Here is a 16,680-nt window from a genome sequence, read left to right as displayed (position 1 = left end):
CCACCCCGGGAGGGTCCGTGCCCCGTCGCCGACCGCTCGCCCGTCCGCTGCTGGCCGTCCTGCTGGCGGTGGCGGTGCTCTGTGGCTGCGGCGGCCCGTCGGCCGAGCCCGCGCCCGCGGGCGAGGACACCGTCCGCGTCGCCTCCTACGACTTCCCGGAGAACCAGGCCCTCGCCGAGGTCTACGCCGAGGCGCTGCGCCGGGCCGGGTTCGCGGTGACCGTGCAGCACGGCATCGGCACCCGCGAGGTGGTGCTGCCGGCGCTCGAGCAGGGCGTCGTCGACGTCGTCGTCGACTACCTCGGCACCGCCTCGGAGTTCCTCGAGCCCGGCGCCGGGTCGGTGTACGACGACCCGGCGCCGCTGCGGGACGCGCTGGCGGACACGCTGGCACCGCGGGGGATGACCGTGCTGGCGGCCGCGGCGGCCGAGGACCAGAACGGGTTCGTCGTCCGGACCGAGTTCGCCGTGCAGCACGGGATGACCACGCTCACCGACCTCGCCGCGGTGGCGCCCGGGCTGGTCTTCGGCGGGCCGCCCGAGTGCGGGCAGCGGCCCTTCTGCCTGCCCGGCCTGCGCGAGGTCTACGGCGTGCAGTTCGCCGGCGTCCGCAGCATGCCCTCGCGCGCGGCCACGGTGGAGGCGCTGCTCACCGGGCAGGTCGACGTCGGGATGCTGGAGACGACCGACCCCCACCTCGTCGACACCGCGCTGCTGCTGCTCCGCGACGACCGGTCGCTGCAGCCCCGCGAGAACGTGGTGCCGATCGTGCGGACGGCGCTGGCCGAGGAGGAGGGCGGGCGGCTGCGCCGCGCACTGGACGCGGTCAGCGCGCAGCTGACCACCGTCGACCTGGTCACCCTCAACCGGTCCGTCGCCGACGGGCACACCCCGAGCGAGGCCGCCGCCCGCTGGTGGGACGGGCGCTAGGCGATCGCGCTGGTGCCGGTGATGGCCCGGCCGACGATCAGGCTGTTGACCTCGCGAGTGCCCTCGTAGGAGTAGATGGCCTCGGCGTCGGCCACGAACCGGCCCACGTGGTTCTCCAGCAGGATGCCGTTGCCGCCCATGAGCTCGCGGGCCCAGCCGACCGTCTCGCGCATGCGCATCGTCGAGTAGCCCTTGGCCATCGAGGCGTGCTCGTCGCGCAGCATGCCGCAGTCCTGCAGCTGGGAGGCACGGGCGCACAGCGCGGCCGAGGCGGTGATGTTGCCGAGCATCCGGAACAGCAGGTCCTGCACCAGCTGGAAGGAGGTGATCGAACGGCCGAACTGGTCGCGCCCCATCGCGTAGCGCAGGGCGTGCTCGTAGGCGCCGCGGGAGCAGCCCACCGCCGACCAGGCCACGCTCACCCGTGTCGCGCGCAGCACGTTGGCCGTGTCGCGGAAGCTGTTGGCGTTCTGCAGCCGGTTCTCCTCGGGCACCCGGACGCCGTCGAGCGTGATCTGCGCGTTCTGCACCGCGCGCAGCGCGATCTTGTCCTCGAGGTCGACCGCGCTGAACCCGGGCGCCGGGGTCTCGACGACGAAGCCGAGCACCCGGTCGGTGTCCACGTCCCGCGCCCAGATGACCACCAGGTCGGCGAAGCTGCCGTTGCCGATCCACTTCTTCTGGCCGTCGAGGACCCACTCGTCGCCGTCCCGCCGGGCCGTCGTCTGGATGCCGCGGGCGACGTCGGAGCCGTGCTCGGGCTCGGTGAGGCCGAAGGCACCGATGAGCTCCATCCGGGCCATGGCCGGCAGCCAGCGCTCCTTCTGCTCGTCGGAGGCGCACAGCTGCAGCGTGCCCATGGCCAGCCCGCCGTGGACGCCCATGAACGTGGCCACCGAGGGGTCGCCGCGGCCGAGCTCCATGGAGACCATGCCGTCGAACAGCGACGAGCGGCCCGGGCAGCCGTAGCCGGAGTACTGGGCGCCGGCGATCCCCAGCTCGGCCAGGCGGGGGATGATCTGGCGGGGGAACTCCGCGCGCGTCCAGTACTGGTTGATGATCGGCTCGACCTCCTCGTCCATGAACGCGCGGACGCGGTGCAGCGTCTCCCGGTCCTGGTCGTCGAGCAGCGCCTCGAGGTCGTAGAAGTCCGACGTGACGGTGGGCCGGTCGGCCATTGCTTGCCTCCTCCGACGGCGGGACCGCGGTGTCCCGTGCGCCCGCCCTACCCGCGGACCCCCGCCGCAACCGGGCGCGGGCCCGGTGACCTGCGCGGGAGCCCGCCCGACGTCGACCTGCGGCGGGATCCCGGTCGCCGGAGGCGGCACCGGGTCGACACCGGGCGCGCCGGAGGCGGGCATGCGCACCGCCGTCCGCGGGCACGGACGGCGGGTTGCACCCGAACGAGTTCCGAGGAGGGCCCCGTGCCCCGAACCATCGCCGAGCAGACCGAGCACGAGCTCGGCGGGCCCGGCAGCGTGCTGGTGCGCCAGCGCAAGGACCACGAGGAGCTCGACCACCTGCTGCACGAGCTCGACGCCACCACCGGCCGCGCGCAGGAGGAGGTGCTCACGCGCATCGACCGGCTGGTGTTCAGCCACGCCTTCGCCGAGGAGACCGTGCTGTGGCCGGTGATCCGCCGGGTGCTCCCGGACGGCGACGAGCTGACCCGGCGGATCGAGGCCGAGCACCAGGAGGTCAACGAGCTCGTCGCGGCCCTCGAGGAGGGCGGGCCCGACCACCCGGAGCGGCCGGTCCGGCTGGCCCGGCTGGTCGAGGTGCTGCAGGAGGACGTCCGCGACGAGGAGGACCTGCTGCTCCCGCGGCTGCAGGAGCGGCTCGACGCCGCCGAGCTGCGCCGCCTGGGCCGCCGGTGGGAGCTCGTGCGCCGGGTCGCGCCCACCCGCCCCCACCCGACGGTGTCCCGCCGTCCGCCGGGCAACGCTCTCTCGGGCCTGCCGCTGTCGCTGCTCGACCGCAGCCGCGACGCCGTCGACGCCGTCGTCCGGCGGGTGCCGGTGGTGGCCCCGGCCGGCCAGGTGGTCAGCCGCGGGCTGGCCGCCGTCGCCGGCCTGGTGGAGCGCACCCCGCCGGCCCGCCGCGGCGACGGCCCGCCCACCGCGCGCTGAGCACGCGCCAGAGGCCCCCTCCCGGTCGGGGGAGAGGGCCTCTGGCGGGTGTCCGGTGCGGCTAGTTGGTGTTGCGGGGCTTGGGCTCGGCGCGGGCGTCGAGCTGGATCTCCTTCTCGGCCCCCGGGATGCCGTCCTTGAGCTCCTTGGTGCGCTCCTTCTCGGCGTCGAACTCGATGCCGAACAGCAGCGCCACGTTGATCAGCCAGAACCAGATCAGGAACACGACCACGCCGGCCAGCGCGCCGTAGGTCTTGTTGTAGCTGCCGAAGTTGGCCACGTAGAAGGCGAAGGCGGCCGAGGCCACGACCGCGACGAGGATCGCCACGCCGGCGCCGGGGCTGATGAACCGGAAGCCGCGCAGCTTCACGTTCGGCGTCGAGTAGTAGAGGACGGCGATCATCAGCGCCAGGACCACCAGGATCACCGGCCACTTGACGACGTTCCACACGGTCAGCGCGGTCGGGCCCACGTTGATCGCCGAGCCGATGGCCTCGACCACCGGGCCGCTGAGCACCAGCATCGCCACGATGACGGCGGCGAACAGGATGCCGATCAGGGTGACCAGCAGCTGCAGCGGCTTGAGCTTCCAGATCTTGCGGCCCTCGGGCGTCTCGTAGACGACGTTCGAGGCGCGGGTGAAGGCGCCCACGTAGCCCGACGCCGACCAGACGGCGCCCACGAGCCCCAGGACCAGGCCGAAGCCGGCGGTGCTCTGACTGCCGGCGACCTGCTCGATGACCGGTCCCAGCGTGCTCGCGGCGCTGGCCGGGACGACGGTGGTCAGCGCGTCGGTGAGCTGCTGCGGCGTGGTGAGCAGCCCGACGATGGACGTCAGGGCGATCAGCGCCGGGAAGAGCGCGAGGACGCCGTAGTAGGTGAGCGAGGCCGCCCAGTCGGTCAGGTTGTCCTCGCTGAACTCCTTCACCGTCCGCTTGACGGTGCCGAAGAAGGTGGCCGTCGTGTCGGTCCCGCGGGGGGCGTTGTCGAAGCGGGTCGAGTTGACCTTGTCGTCGTGCGGCGCCGGGTCCCCGGTGGTGTTACCGGTGAACCGCGTCTGCGCCTTCTCGCTGGCGGCTCGGGGGCCAGTGGGGCGGGCCATCGTCGTCCTCCGGGACTGGGCGGGTGTGATCGGGCCCTGTGGTGCCCCGGACGGTGCCGTTCCATGCGCTCGGGTGATCACCCGGCGCGTCGCGGAGCGGGTCAGCGGATGCCGGAGACCGGCGACCACTCGCCGGCGCAGGCGGTCGCGCGCTCGACGCCGGCGGGGTCCTCGTCGGGCTCGCCGGGGCCGCGGCGCCGGGCCTGGACCATCCCCACGACGCTGACCAGCGCGACCGCGACGGCGGACGCGGTGCCCAGCAGCGCCACCGTGGTGAAGGCCGACGCGCGGGGGAAGCCCGTGGCCGGGTCCACGGCGGCGCCCAGCAGCGCCACGGTGAGCGTGCTGCCCGCCGCCTGGCCCACCGCCCGGGCGATGGAGTTCACCGCGTTGGCCACCCCGGTCTCGCCGCGCCGCACGGCCTGCACGACCAGCGTGGGCAGCGCCGCGTAGGCCACCGTCACCCACACCTGGGCGAGCAGTCCCGCCGTCACGACCAGCCAGGGCTCGGCGCGGGCCGCCGCGAACAGGACGAAGCCGGCGGTGCCCGCGAGCGCCCCGGCGAGCAGCGTGGGCAGCGCCCCGAGCCGGTCGACGATCGTCCCGGCCACCGGCGCCAGCAGGATGCCGACCACGCCGCCGGGCAGCAGGTAGACCACCGAGGCCTCGAGCACCCCGGCGCCGAAGCCGTAGCCGGCCTCCGGCGGGGTCTGCACGTACTGCATGACGACGAGGAAGGAGACGAACAGCCCGACGCCGGTCGTGAGCCCGGCCAGGTTGGGCACCAGCATGCGCGGGTCGGCGAGCAGCGCCGGGCGCACCAGCGGCTGGGCGCGCCGCCGCTGCAGCAGCACCCAGCCGGTCAGGACGACGACCGCGCCCGCGGCGCAGCCCAGCGTCCCCGGCGCGGTCCAGCCCCAGGCGTTGCCCTGGGAGACCGGCAGGAGCAGCAGCACCAGGCCGGTGCCCAGGACGACGGCGCCGGCCCAGTCGACCCGCCCGGTCGCCGTCGCGGGACGGCGGGGGAGCAGGACGGCGGCCAGCACCAGCGACACCAGGGTCACGCCCAGGCCGATCCAGAACGGTCGGCGGTAGTCGCCGCCGTCGCCGGTGAGCAGGCCGGCGGCGACCAGGCCGACCACGCCGCCGACGCCGAGCGTGCTGCTCACCACCGACATCGCCACGCTCAGCCGCCCGGGCGGCAGCTCCCGGCGCAGCACGCTGATCGACAGGGGGAAGAGGCCGTAGGACGAGCCCTGGAGCACCCGGGCCACCAGCAGCAGCGGCAGCGACCGGGTGACGACCGCCAGCAGGGTCCCGAGTGCCACCGCCGCCAGGATGCCGAGGATGACGGGCCGCTCGCCGTGCGTGTCGCCGAGGCGGCCGAGCACCGGCGTGAGGACGGCGGCGGCCAGCAGGTTCGCGGTGAGCACCCACCCGGCGGCCGCGGGGGAGACGCCGAGCTGCTCGCCGATGGGTCCGAGCACCGGCACGACCAGGCTCTGCAGGAGCGACAGGGTGGTGACGCCCAGTGAGAGGGCAAGGACGAGCAGCGCAGGGCGCGTCGGGGCGGACGACGACACGGCGTCGGCTCGCCCGGCCTGCGGACCGGCGGACACGACCCGATGACACCATGCGCCGACGACCCGGGCCGAGCGGCCGCCGGTGACCCCGCAGGGTGAGGTCTCTCACCGCGTCCATCAGGTGAACAGTGCGAGACGACGATTGAGAGGGCGATCGGCGGGGGACAACAGTTCTCGACGACACGCTGCGGGATCGGATCCCGTCAGCGGGGGACTACGAGCAGGGGGACGTTCTGCGATGGTGTTGTGGCCTGTTGTCGCTCTCGTCGGTTTCCTGGTCCTGACCGGACTGGTCATCGCGATGGGCACCTCGACGACGGCGCGGTACGAGCGCGAGCAGCGGGCTGCGGCCTCCTCCGCCCCGCGTGCCTCCGCCGGCGAGCCCGTGGGGGCCGGCGCCGCCTAGGAGGACCCCCCGCCCCTGAGGGGCACCCGGACCCGACGCGCCCCGCCGCTCCTGTCGCAGGAGCAGCGGGGCGCGGGTGTCCGCGGAGTCAGAGGTGGGCCTCCGGGGTGTCGAGCACGGTCCGGTCCAGCGACTCGAGCAGGTCCAGCCAGGTGTGCACCTTCGGCAGCTCCCAGCGCTGGAAGAACCGCGCGGCCGCGCGCTTGCCCTCGTGGAAGTCGCTGGTCTCGTCGCGGGTGGCCAGCGCCTGCTCCAGCCACAGCCAGCCGACGACGGTGTGCCCGGCCGCGTCGAGGTAGGCGCTCGCGTTGGCCAGGGCGAGCGCCGGGTCACCGGTGCCCCACAGCGTGGCGGTGACCGATGCCAGCCGGGCCACCGCGGCGTCGACGTCGGCGGCGAGGTCGGCGAACGGCGTGCCGGCCGCTCGCGCCGTCGTCGCCCCGATCGTCTCGGCCAGCAGCCGCAGTCCGGCGCCGCCGTGCATGGTCACCTTGCGCCCGAGCAGGTCGAGCGCCTGGATGCCGTTGGTGCCCTCGTGGATCGGGTTGAGCCGGTTGTCCCGGTAGAACTGCTCGACGGGGTAGTCGCGGGTGTAGCCGTAGCCGCCGTGCACCTGGATGGCGAGGTCGTCGGCGACCGGTCCCCACTGCGAGGGCCACGCCTTGGCGATCGGCGTCAGCGTGTCCAGCAGCAGGTGGGCGCGGGCGCGCTCATCCTCGGTCTCGGCGGTCCTCTCCTCGTCGACCAGCCGCGCGCAGTACAGGCCCAGCGCCAGGCCGCCCTGCGCGTAGCCCTTGGCGGCCAGCAGCATGCGGCGCACGTCGGCGTGGTCGACCAGCCGCACCATCGGTGAGGACGGGTCCTTGCTGCTCGCCGGGCGGCCCTGGGTGCGGGTGCGGGCGTACTCCAGGGCGTGCAGGTAGCCGGTGTAGCCGAGGACCGTCGCGCCCATCCCGACGCCGATCCGGGCCTCGTTCATCATGTGGAACATGTAGGACAGCCCCTTGTGCGGCTCGCCCACGAGGTACCCCACGGCGCCCGGGCGGCCGCCCGGGGTGTGCACGCCCTCACCGAAGTTGAGCAGCGTGTTCGTCGTCCCGCGGTAGCCCATCTTGTGGTTGAGCCCGGCCAGGACGACGTCGTTGCGCTCGCCGAGCGAGCCGTCCCCGGTCACCAGGTGCTTGGGCACGATGAACAGCGAGATGCCCTTCACGCCGGGCGGGCCGCCGGGGATCTTGGCCAGGACCAGGTGGACGATGTTCTCGGTCAGCTCGTGGTCGCCGGCCGAGATCCACATCTTGTTGCCGGTGAGCCGGTAGCTGCCGTCGTCCTGCGGCTCGGCGCGGGTGGTGATGTCGGCCAGCGAGGACCCGGCCTGGGGCTCCGACAGCGCCATCGTGCCGAACCAGCGGCCCTCGAGCATCGGCCGCACGTAGGTGTCCTTCTGCTCCTGCGAGCCGTGCGCCAGCAGCAGGCGGGCGTTGCCCATGGTCAGGAACGGGTAGCTCGACGTCCCGACGTTGGCCGCCTTGAACCAGGCGAACGCCGCCTGCCCGACGGTCTGCGGCAGCTGCATGCCGCCGTACTCCTCGTCGAAGGTGCCGGCCATGATCCCCGACTCGCGGAACACGTCCAGCGCCCGCGCCACCTCCGGGATCATCTCGACCCGGCCGTCGACGAACCGCGGCTCGTTCTCGTCGGCCGTGCGGTTGTGCGGCGCGAAGTGCTCGGTGGCGATCTGCTCGGCGAGCTCCATGACGGCGTCGAAGGTCTCGCGAGAGTGCTCGGCGAACCGCGGCCGCTTGGTCAGCGTCTCGACCTCCAGCCACTCGTGCAGGAGGAACTCCAGGTCGCGACGGGACAAGATCAGCGAGGACACGGGGCCTCCACGGACGACGGCGGCGGGAGAGCGGGCGCGCTGCCCGACCGGCTCACGATAGGCCCGCGGACGGCGTCGTCCCGTGGGCCGGGGCCGGGGCCGGTTGCACCGGGCGGGGACCCGGGTAGCCCCTGTCCGGGGGGCCGGAGGGCGCCCGAGGGAGGACCCATGGACCTGACGCAGGTGATCGGCCGGGCGAGTGGCCTGGCCGGCGGTGCGGGCGCGGCGCTGCTGCAGCGGCTGCAGCACGTGCGGCTGCCCGGAGCCGGGCAGGCCTCGGCCACCGACGACCCCGAGCGCGCCGCCCGGCGCTGGCGGGCGGTGACCGTGCTGCGCGACCCGGCCGACGTCGACCCCGCGGCCGGCGGGCTGCCCGCCCCGCTGGCCGCGCTCGGCGACCGCATCGAGGTGCGGGTGACGCCGGCACCCGGCGACCGCGGCACCGAGCTGGCCGCCCGCTACCGGCACACGCCCGGCCCCGACGAGATCGGCGACCTGCGCGCGGCGCTGCGCGAGGCCAAGGCACTGCTGGAGGTCGGCGAGGTGCTGCGGGTCGACCCGCAGCCGCACGGCCGTCGCGCGGCCACGCCGCAGGGCGCGGCGCTGGAGGGGGCCGCGCAGGCGGCGCCGAGGGAGGGCGTGCTGTGAGCGGACAGGCGCGTGAGCACCGCAGTGAGGAACGAACGAGGAGCGGAGCGCGCCGCGGCAGCGAACGGAGGACATCGTGAGGGCGGTGACCTGGCAGGGGGTCAACGAGGTCGGCGTGGAGACCGTCCCCGACCCGACGATCCTCAACGACCGCGACGTCGTCCTGAAGGTCACCCGGACGACGACCTGCGGCTCGGACCTGCACCTGATCGGCGGCTACATCCCGGCGATGCGGACCGGCGACGTCATCGGGCACGAGTTCATGGGCGAGGTCGTCGAGGTCGGCCCCGGCGTGCGCGACCGGCGGGTGGGCGACCGCGTCGTCGTCAACTCCTTCATCGCCTGCGGGACCTGCTGGTACTGCCGGCAGGAGCTCTACTCGCTGTGCGACAACGGCAACCCGAACCCGGGGATCACCGAGGGGCTGTGGGGCCAGAGCCCCGGCGGGTGCTTCGGCTACTCGCACGCGGTGGGCGGGTTCGCCGGCTCGCACGCGGAGTACGTCCGGGTGCCCTACGCCGACGTCGGCACCTTCGTCGTCCCCGAGGAGGTGAGCGACGACCGGGCGCTGTTCGCCTCGGACGCCGTCTCCACCGGCTGGATGGGCGCGGACCTGGCGGGCACGAAGCCGGGGGACACGGTGGCGGTGTGGGGCGCCGGCGGTGTCGGGCAGATGGCCGCGCGGGCGGCGATGCTGCTCGGTGCCGAGCAGGTGGTCGTGATCGACCGGCTGCCCGAGCGGCTGGAGCAGGTGCGGCGGCACGTGGGCGCCGAGGTCGTCGACTACTCGACCACCGACGTCATGGCCGAGCTGCGCGAGCGCACGGGCGGCCGCGGGCCCGACGTCTGCATCGAGGCGGTCGGCATGGAGGCGCACAGCACCGGCGTCCAGGGCGTCTACGACCAGGTCAAGCAGCAGCTGCGGCTGCAGACCGACCGGCCGTCGGCCGTGCGCGAGGCGATCATGGCCTGCCGCAAGGGCGGCAGCGTCTTCGTGCTGGGCGTCTTCGCCGGACCGGTGGACAAGTTCCCGCTGGGTGCGGCGATGAACAAGGGGCTCACCCTGCGGGGCGCGCAGGTGCACGGGCAGCGCTACACGCCGCGGATCCTCGAGCACATGGCCCGCGGCGAGCTGACCACCGAGCACCTGGCCACGCACGTGATGCCGCTGGAGGACGCGGCGCGCGGCTACGAGCTGTTCAAGAGCAAGGAGGACGGCTGCGTGCGGGCGGTCTTCCTGCCGTGACACGGTCGGCCCTGCGCAGGGCGGCTCCCGGGTCGTGCTGCGTCGGCCGGAGACGACGGAGGGCCCTCCCCGCGGGGTGCGGGGAGGGCCCTCCGTCGTGGTGCGTCGTTCAGCGGCGAGGATGGGCCACGCCGTCGTCCAGGTGGTCGGCGGGGATGGACGCCAGGCCCGTCGGCGCCGTGCCGGTGGCCTCGTGCCGCCCCGGGTGCCGCCGCCGGTGCTCGTCGTCCGCGTGCACGTCCCCCGGGCGGCCGGCGGGCGGCGGGGTCGACGTCGGGGCCGCCGCGCCCGCCGCCTGCGCCGCCTGCGCGCCGGCGTCCCCGGCCTCCGGGTCACCGGCCGTCTGGGCGGCCGCCTGGCGCGCCTGGATGCCGGACTTGTCGCTCAGGGCCAGCTGCGGCAGGAACAGGAACACGAAGAACCCGACGGCGGCCACGCACGCGGCGATGAGGAAGACCAGGTCCATCGTGTTCGCGAAGCCGGTCTTGAACGGCAGCCCCAGGAACGAGGGCAGGTCCTGGATGAACGACGTGTCCGACAGGTCGGACCCGGCCTGCAGCTGACCGCTCTGCAGCGCCGCGGCGACCCGCGGGTCGGTCGCGGCGGCCGAGCTCAGGGAGCTCTCGATCTCCACCGGGAGGCGGCTGAACAGCACCGAGAGGAAGGCGGCGGTGCCCATGGTCGCGCCCATCTGCCGGAAGAAGGTGACCGAGGAGGTGGCCACGCCCATCTGGCTCGGCGGCACCGCGTTCTGCACCGCGAGGACGGCGGGCTGGAAGTTGAAGCCCAGCCCCACGCCGAGCAGCACCATGAACGGCACCAGCACCCAGATCGACGTCTCGGCGCCCACGACGAAGGACATCGACAGCAGGGCCGCGGTGATCAGCGTGGTGCCGGCCAGCGGGAACACCTTGTACCTGCCGGTCCGGGAGATCCGGAGACCCGAGCTCATCGCGCCGATCATGATCCCGAGGACGAGGGGGATCATCTGCAGGCCGGCGACGGTGGCGCTGGAGCCGTGCACGATCTGCAGGTACTGGGGGAGCAGCAGCAGGCCGCCGAACATGGCCGCGCCCACCACCACGCTGCCGAGGCTGGCGATCGTGAAGCTGCGGTTGCGGAACAGCCGCAGCGGCAGCAGCGCCTCGTCGCCGTAGGCCCGCTCGGCGAGCAGGAAGAGGGCGAGGCCGACGGCGCCGATCGCGTAGCAGAGCAGGGCGCGGGACGACGTCCAGCCCCAGAGCCGACCCTGCTCGGCGATGATCAGCAGCGGCACGATGGCGGTGACCAGGGCCAGGGCGCCGGGCCAGTCGATGCGGTGGTGCTGGCGCACGTGGGGCAGGTGCAGCACCCGGAAGACGGCGGCGAAGGCGAGGATGCCGAGCGGCACGTTGACGAAGAAGATCCACCGCCAGCCGTCGACGCCGAACAGGGAGGTCTGGCCGGCGAAGAACCCGCCGATGACCGGGCCGAGCACGCTCGAGGTGCCGAACACGGCCATGAAGTAGCCCTGGTACCGCGAGCGCTCCCGCGGCGGCACGATGTCGCCGATGATCGCCAGCGCCAGCGACATCAGGCCGCCGGCACCGATGCCCTGGACGGCGCGGTAGGCGGCGAGCTGGTACATCGAGCCGGCCATGCCGCAGAGCACCGAGCCGAGGACGAAGACGGCGATGGCGAACAGGTAGAAGGGCCGCCGGCCGTAGATGTCGGAGAGCTTGCCGTAGAGCGGCGTCGAGATCGTCGAGGTGATCAGGAACGCCGTGGTGGCCCACACCTGCAGGTCGTAGCCCTGCAGGTCGTCGGCGATCGTGCGGATCGCGGTGGAGACGACGGTCTGGTCGAGGGCGGCGAGGAACATCGCGACCATCAGCCCCGCGATGATCGTGAGGATCTGCCGGTGGGTGAAGGCGCCGTCCTCACCCGGTGCGGCGGCGGCCGCGCGCGTCTCCCGGCGCTCGGCCGAGGTGGTGCGGGTGGTCTGGGTCATGACTTCTCTCTGGGGGCCGGGGGGAAGGCGAGGCGGGAGTCGGCCGGCAGGGCCGCGGTGAGGTCGTCGAGCAGGCGTCCGAACAGGTCGGTGAGGACGGCGAGGTCGTCGTCGGACCAGCCGGCGGTGACCGCGGCGAGGTGGGCGGTGCGCTCCTCGCGCAGCCGCTCGACGGCGGCGCGGCCGGCGTCGGTGACGACCAGTCGGGTGGCCCGGCCGTCGGTCTCGTCGGCGACCCGCTGCACCAGCCCCTGCTCGACCAGCGCGGCGACGTGCCGGCTGACCGTCGAGGGGTCGGCGTGAACGAGCTCGGCCAGCGCGCTCTGCCGCAGCGGGCCGACCCGCACCAGCGGGAAGAGCAGCACCAGGGCGGCGCGGTCGCGGCCGTCGGCCGCGGCGGCCTGCTTGAGCGCCTGCGCCAGCCGGAAGAAGCGGGGCACGTGGTCCGACAGCGTGCGGACGTCGGCGTCCCGGCCGGCCGACGGGGTCGCGGAGGAGTCGGCCGCGGGAGCGGCGACAGGGGACACGGGAGCCTCCAGAGGACGGTGGACGGGTTGCATGCACCCTACAAGCCGTTGCACGTTGCAAGCAACAATGTGCACGGTACACGCATGTGGGCAGCGCCACGGTGTCCGCACCGGGATACCCCGGGCGTGGAGCGGGTACGCCGGGAAGAGGGGCCACCCCGCCGGCGTTGACCTCGGTGGCCCGGGCGCCCGGACGGCGTCGGCCTCCCCGGTGCGATCCTGACGACGACGGCGTCGTGCCGTCCCCACCCCGCGAGAGGAAGCCGAGCGCGACCGTGACCGCCACCCTCCCGGACCTCCGGTCCCGGCTGGCCGCGCTGACCCTCGAGGACGAGCACCGGCTCGGCCGCCGGCTGGAGGGACTGCGCCGCACCCGCGACGAGGCCGCCCGCGAGCGCGCACTCGAGAGGATCGCCGTCGACGTCGCCGCCGCCGAGGAGCGGATCGCCCGCCGCCGGGCCGCCGTCCCCGCGGTGACCTACCCCGAGCAGCTGCCGGTGAGCGCCCGCCGCGACGACATCGCCGCGGCCCTGCGCGAGCACCAGGTCGTCGTCGTCGCCGGTGAGACCGGCTCGGGCAAGACCACCCAGTTGCCCAAGATCGCCCTCGAGCTGGGCCGGGGGGTGCGCGGCCGGATCGGCCACACCCAGCCGCGGCGGATCGCCGCGCGCACGGTGGCCGAGCGCATCGCCGAGGAGCTCGACACGCCGCTCGGTAGCGCGGTGGGCTGGAAGGTCCGCTTCACCGACCAGGTCGGCGACGGCACGCTGGTCAAGCTGATGACCGACGGCGTCCTGCTCGCCGAGATCGCCCACGACCGGCTGCTGCGCCAGTACGACACGATCATCGTCGACGAGGCGCACGAGCGGAGCCTCACCATCGACTTCCTGCTGGGCTACCTCGCCCAGCTGCTGCCCCAGCGGCCCGACCTCACGGTGGTCATCACCTCGGCCACCATCGACGTCGACCGGATCGCCAAGCACTTCGGGATGGACGGCGCCGACGTCCCGGTGGTCGAGGTCAGCGGCCGCACCTACCCGGTGGAGGTGCGCTACCGGCCCGTCGTCGACCCCGACGACCCGGACGCCGACCCCGACCGCGACCAGGTCACCGCCATCGGCGACGCGGTCGAGGAGCTGGCCGCCGAGGGGCCCGGCGACGTGCTGGTCTTCCTGGCCGGCGAGCGGGAGATCCGCGACACCGCCGACGTGCTCACCGAGCGCTTCCCCGGCGTCGAGGTGCTGCCGCTCTACTCGCGGCTGTCGGCCGCCGACCAGCACCGGGTCTTCCAGCCGCACACCGGGCGGCGGGTCGTGCTGGCCACCAACGTCGCCGAGACCTCGCTGACCGTCCCCGGGATCCGCTACGTCGTCGACCCCGGGACCGCCCGCATCTCCCGCTACAGCGCGCGCACCAAGGTGCAGCGGCTGCCCATCGAGCCGGTCAGCCAGGCGTCGGCGCGCCAGCGCTCCGGCCGCTGCGGGCGGGTGGCCGACGGCATCGCGATCCGGCTCTACACCGAGGACGACTTCGACGGCCGGCCCGAGTACACCGACCCGGAGATCCTGCGCACCGGCCTGGCCGCGGTGCTGCTGCAGATGGCCGCCCTCGACCTCGGCGCGGTGGAGGACTTCCCCTTCATCGACCCGCCCGACCGCCGCGCCGTGGCCGACGGCCGCGCGCTGCTCGAGGAGCTCGGGGCCTTCGACGAGCGGGGCCGGCTCACCCCGACCGGCCGCGCGCTCGCCCAGCTGCCGCTCGACCCGCGGCTGGGCCGCATGGTGGTCGAGGCCGACCGGCGGGGCGTGCTCGACGAGGTCCTGGTCATCGCCGCCGGGCTGACCATCCAGGACCCCCGCGAGCGGCCGGCCGAGCACCAGCAGGCCGCCGACCAGGCGCACGCCCGCTTCGCCGACGAGCACTCCGACTTCCTCAGCCTGCTCGCCCTCTGGCGGTACCTCGGCGAGCAGGCCGACGCGCTGTCGGGCAGCGCCTTCCGCCGCACGATCAAGCGGGAGTTCCTGCACTACCTGCGCATCCGCGAGTGGCAGGACCTCTACGGCCAGCTGCGCAGCACCGCCCGCCGGCTCGGCATGACCCTCACCCCGCCGGCCGCCGAACCCGACGAACGCGGCATCACCACCGCCCTGCTCTCCGGCCTGCTGTCGCAGGTCGGCCTGCAGGTCGAGGACGCCAAGGGCAGCGGCAGCGGCGGCGGCAAGGAGGCGTCCCGGCGGCGCGGCGGCCGGGAGTACCTGGGGGCCCGCGGCGCCCGGTTCGTCATCGCCCCGGGCACCCCGCTGGCGAAGAAGCCGCCGCGCTGGGTCGTGGCCGCCGAGCTGGTGGAGACCAGCCGGCTGTTCGCCCGCACCGTGGCCCGGGTCGACCCCGACGACGTCGAGCGGCTGGCCGCCCACCTGGTCAAGCGGGAGCACTCCGAGCCGCGGTGGGACGCCAAGCGCGGCTCCGTCGTCGCCAGCGAGCGGGTCACCCTGTACGGGCTGCCGCTGGTGGTGGGCCGCCGGGTGCAGTACGGCTCCATCGACCCCGTCGTGTCCCGGGAGCTGTTCATCCGGCACGCGCTCGTGCAGGGCGAGTGGACGACGCACCACCGGTTCTGGGCCGACAACCAGCGGGCGCTGGAGCGGGTGGCGGAGCTGGAGGAGCGGGCCCGCCGCCGCGACATCCGGGTCGACGACGAGACGGTGTTCGAGCTGTACGACGCCCGCATCCCGGCCGACGTCGTCTCCACCCGGCACTTCGACCGGTGGTGGAAGCAGGCCCGGCGGGAGACCCCCGACCTGCTCACGTTCACCCCGGAGATGCTGACCAACGCGGCGACGGCCGGGCAGGTGCGCGTCGAGGACTTCCCCGACGAGGTGCCGCTCACGCAGGGCCTGACCCTGCCGCTGTCCTACGCGTTCGCGCCGGGCACCCCGCAGGACGGCGTCACCGTCGACGTCCCGCTGGCGGTGCTCGACACCGTCGCCGAGCAGACGTCCGGCGAGTCGCTGGCCTTCACCGTGCCCGGCCTGCGCGAGGAGCTGGTGACCGCGTTGCTGCGGACGCTGCCCAAGCAGCTGCGGCGCGCGCTGGTGCCGATCCCCGACCGGGTGCGCGAGGTGCTGCCCCGCATCGCGCCGACCGAGCCGCTGCTGCCGGCGCTGGAGCGCGAACTGCGCCGGGCCGCCGCGGTCGTCGTCCCGCCGGACGCCTGGCGTCCCGAGCAGGTGCCCGGCCACCTGCGCGCGACCTTCCGGGTGGTCGACGAGCGCAACCGCACCCTGGCGCAGGGCAAGGAGCTGGCCGCGCTGCGCGCCGAGGTGGCGCCGCAGGCGCGCGCCAGCCTGGCCGCGGCGGCCTCCGACGTCGAGCGCACCGGGCTCACCGCCTGGACCATCGGCGAGCTGCCGCGCACCGTCGAGGTCCGCCGCGGCGGGCACGTGGTCACCGCGTACCCGGCGCTGGTCGACGAGGGCGCGACGGTCGGCGTCCGGGTGGTGGCCACCGAGGCCGAGGCCACCCGGCTGACCTGGCGCGGCGCGCGCCGGCTGCTCGTGCTGGTGGCCGGTTCGCCCGCGGGCAAGGTGGTCAAGGGCCTGTCGCCGAGGACCCGGCTCGCGCTGCAGTTCAACCCCGACGGCGAGATCCCCGCACTGGTCGAGGACTGCGTCGAGGCCGCCGCCGACGAGCTGGTCGCGGCCGCCGGCGGACCACCTCGGGACGAGGCGGCCTTCACCGCCCTGGTGGCCACGGCCCGCCAGCAACTGCTGCCGCTCACCCAGGACACCGTGCGGCGGGTCGAGGCGGTGCTCACCCAGGCCCGCGAGGTCGCCGTGGCGATCGGTGCCGCGCCGGGCCGGCGGGTGCCCGAGGCGGCGGTCGCCGACCTGCGCCGGCAGATGGGCGGGCTGCTGCACCGCGGGTTCGTGGCCGGGGCGGGGCGCCGGCGGCTGCCCGACCTGGTCCGCTACCTGCGGGCGATGGCCCACCGGCTGGAGAAGCTGCCGGCCACCGCGGCGCGCGACGCGCTGGGGATGCAGCAGGTCGCGGCGGTGACCGCCGAGTACGAGCAGCTGCGGCGCGAGGTGCCCTCGACCGGTGCGCCCGACGACCCGGTGGTGCGGGTGCGCTGGATGCTCGAGGAGCTGCGGGTCAGCCTGTTCGCGCAGGCCGTCGGCACGCCGCGGCCGGTCTCGGAGCAGCGCGTCTACAAGGCCATCGACGCGCTCACCGCCTGA

11 protein-coding genes are annotated in these 16,680 nt (G+C 74.5%); 5 read left to right on the top strand and 6 right to left on the bottom strand.

Annotated elements, in window-relative coordinates:
- Positions 1-17: 17 nt before the first annotated feature.
- Positions 18-929 carry an ABC transporter substrate-binding protein gene (locus tag LY71_RS02905; protein WP_106275418.1) on the top strand — a complete coding sequence of 304 codons (912 nt, stop codon included), beginning with the start codon at positions 18-20 and terminating at the stop codon, positions 927-929.
- On the opposite strand, the gene LY71_RS02900 is transcribed toward LY71_RS02905, so the two are convergent.
- Positions 926-2,107 (bottom strand): acyl-CoA dehydrogenase family protein, encoded by a 1,182-nt coding sequence (locus LY71_RS02900; RefSeq protein WP_106275417.1) that lies wholly within the window; start codon positions 2,105-2,107, stop codon positions 926-928. The genes LY71_RS02905 and LY71_RS02900 overlap by 4 nt on opposite strands.
- A gap of 246 nt (positions 2,108-2,353) precedes the next feature.
- Between LY71_RS02900 and LY71_RS02895 the strand changes: the two genes are divergently transcribed.
- On the top strand, positions 2,354-3,058 hold the full coding sequence (locus LY71_RS02895; RefSeq protein WP_106275416.1) for a hemerythrin domain-containing protein: 705 nt from the start codon (positions 2,354-2,356) through the stop codon (positions 3,056-3,058).
- Positions 3,059-3,119: 61 nt separating this feature from the next.
- Here the strand turns inward: LY71_RS02895 and LY71_RS02890 are convergent, their stop codons facing one another.
- The 3 genes from LY71_RS02890 to LY71_RS02880 all read right to left on the bottom strand — a co-directional run bounded on the left by LY71_RS02890 (position 3,120) and on the right by LY71_RS02880 (position 8,028).
- Complete coding sequence (locus LY71_RS02890) at positions 3,120-4,160, bottom strand: YihY/virulence factor BrkB family protein (RefSeq protein WP_106275415.1); 1,041 nt, start codon at positions 4,158-4,160, stop codon at positions 3,120-3,122.
- Positions 4,161-4,261: 101 nt separating this feature from the next.
- Positions 4,262-5,743, bottom strand: a complete 1,482-nt coding sequence (locus LY71_RS02885; RefSeq protein WP_211297117.1) for an MFS transporter — start codon at positions 5,741-5,743, stop codon at positions 4,262-4,264.
- 494 nt (positions 5,744-6,237) lie between these two features.
- Positions 6,238-8,028 carry an acyl-CoA dehydrogenase gene (locus LY71_RS02880; RefSeq protein ID WP_106275413.1) on the bottom strand — a complete coding sequence of 597 codons (1,791 nt, stop codon included), beginning with the start codon at positions 8,026-8,028 and terminating at the stop codon, positions 6,238-6,240.
- Between the two features lie 168 nt (positions 8,029-8,196).
- Here LY71_RS02880 and LY71_RS02875 point away from each other — a divergent pair, with 168 nt between their 5' ends.
- The gene (locus LY71_RS02875) at positions 8,197-8,676 is read left to right on the top strand and encodes a hypothetical protein (protein WP_106275412.1); all 480 of its coding nucleotides are present in this window, start codon (positions 8,197-8,199) and stop codon (positions 8,674-8,676) included.
- 85 nt (positions 8,677-8,761) lie between these two features.
- The gene (locus tag LY71_RS02870; RefSeq protein ID WP_245887615.1) at positions 8,762-9,922 is read left to right on the top strand and encodes a zinc-dependent alcohol dehydrogenase; all 1,161 of its coding nucleotides are present in this window, start codon (positions 8,762-8,764) and stop codon (positions 9,920-9,922) included.
- Between the two features lie 109 nt (positions 9,923-10,031).
- Here the strand turns inward: LY71_RS02870 and LY71_RS02865 are convergent, their stop codons facing one another.
- Together LY71_RS02865 and LY71_RS02860 are read right to left on the bottom strand one after the other, a co-directional pair.
- Positions 10,032-11,912, bottom strand: a complete 1,881-nt coding sequence (locus tag LY71_RS02865; RefSeq protein WP_106275410.1) for an MDR family MFS transporter — start codon at positions 11,910-11,912, stop codon at positions 10,032-10,034.
- Positions 11,909-12,439, bottom strand: coding sequence for a MarR family winged helix-turn-helix transcriptional regulator (locus LY71_RS02860; RefSeq protein WP_245887614.1), 531 nt, complete (start codon positions 12,437-12,439; stop codon positions 11,909-11,911). Before LY71_RS02860 ends, LY71_RS02865 begins: the two co-directional genes overlap by 4 nt.
- A 275-nt stretch (positions 12,440-12,714) precedes the next feature.
- Here LY71_RS02860 and hrpA point away from each other — a divergent pair, with 275 nt between their 5' ends.
- Entirely contained in the window at positions 12,715-16,680 is a 3,966-nt protein-coding gene (gene hrpA / locus LY71_RS02855; protein ID WP_106275408.1) for an ATP-dependent RNA helicase HrpA, read from the top strand.

Origin of the sequence: Geodermatophilus tzadiensis (genome assembly GCF_003002915.1) — a bacterium.
GTDB classification, from domain to species: domain Bacteria; phylum Actinomycetota; class Actinomycetes; order Mycobacteriales; family Geodermatophilaceae; genus Geodermatophilus; species Geodermatophilus tzadiensis.
The sequence above is the reverse complement of the archived record's forward strand: the minus strand, read 5'-3'. Positions and strand labels throughout refer to the sequence as shown.

Coding starts and splice junctions, on each gene's coding strand:
- LY71_RS02900 (WP_106275417.1), bottom strand. CDS start 2,107: ATGGCCGACCGGCCCACCGTCACGTCGGACTTCTACGACCTCGAGGCG.
- LY71_RS02890 (WP_106275415.1), bottom strand. CDS start 4,160: ATGGCCCGCCCCACTGGCCCCCGAGCCGCCAGCGAGAAGGCGCAGACG.
- LY71_RS02875 (WP_106275412.1), top strand. CDS start 8,197: ATGGACCTGACGCAGGTGATCGGCCGGGCGAGTGGCCTGGCCGGCGGT.
- LY71_RS02865 (WP_106275410.1), bottom strand. CDS start 11,912: ATGACCCAGACCACCCGCACCACCTCGGCCGAGCGCCGGGAGACGCGC.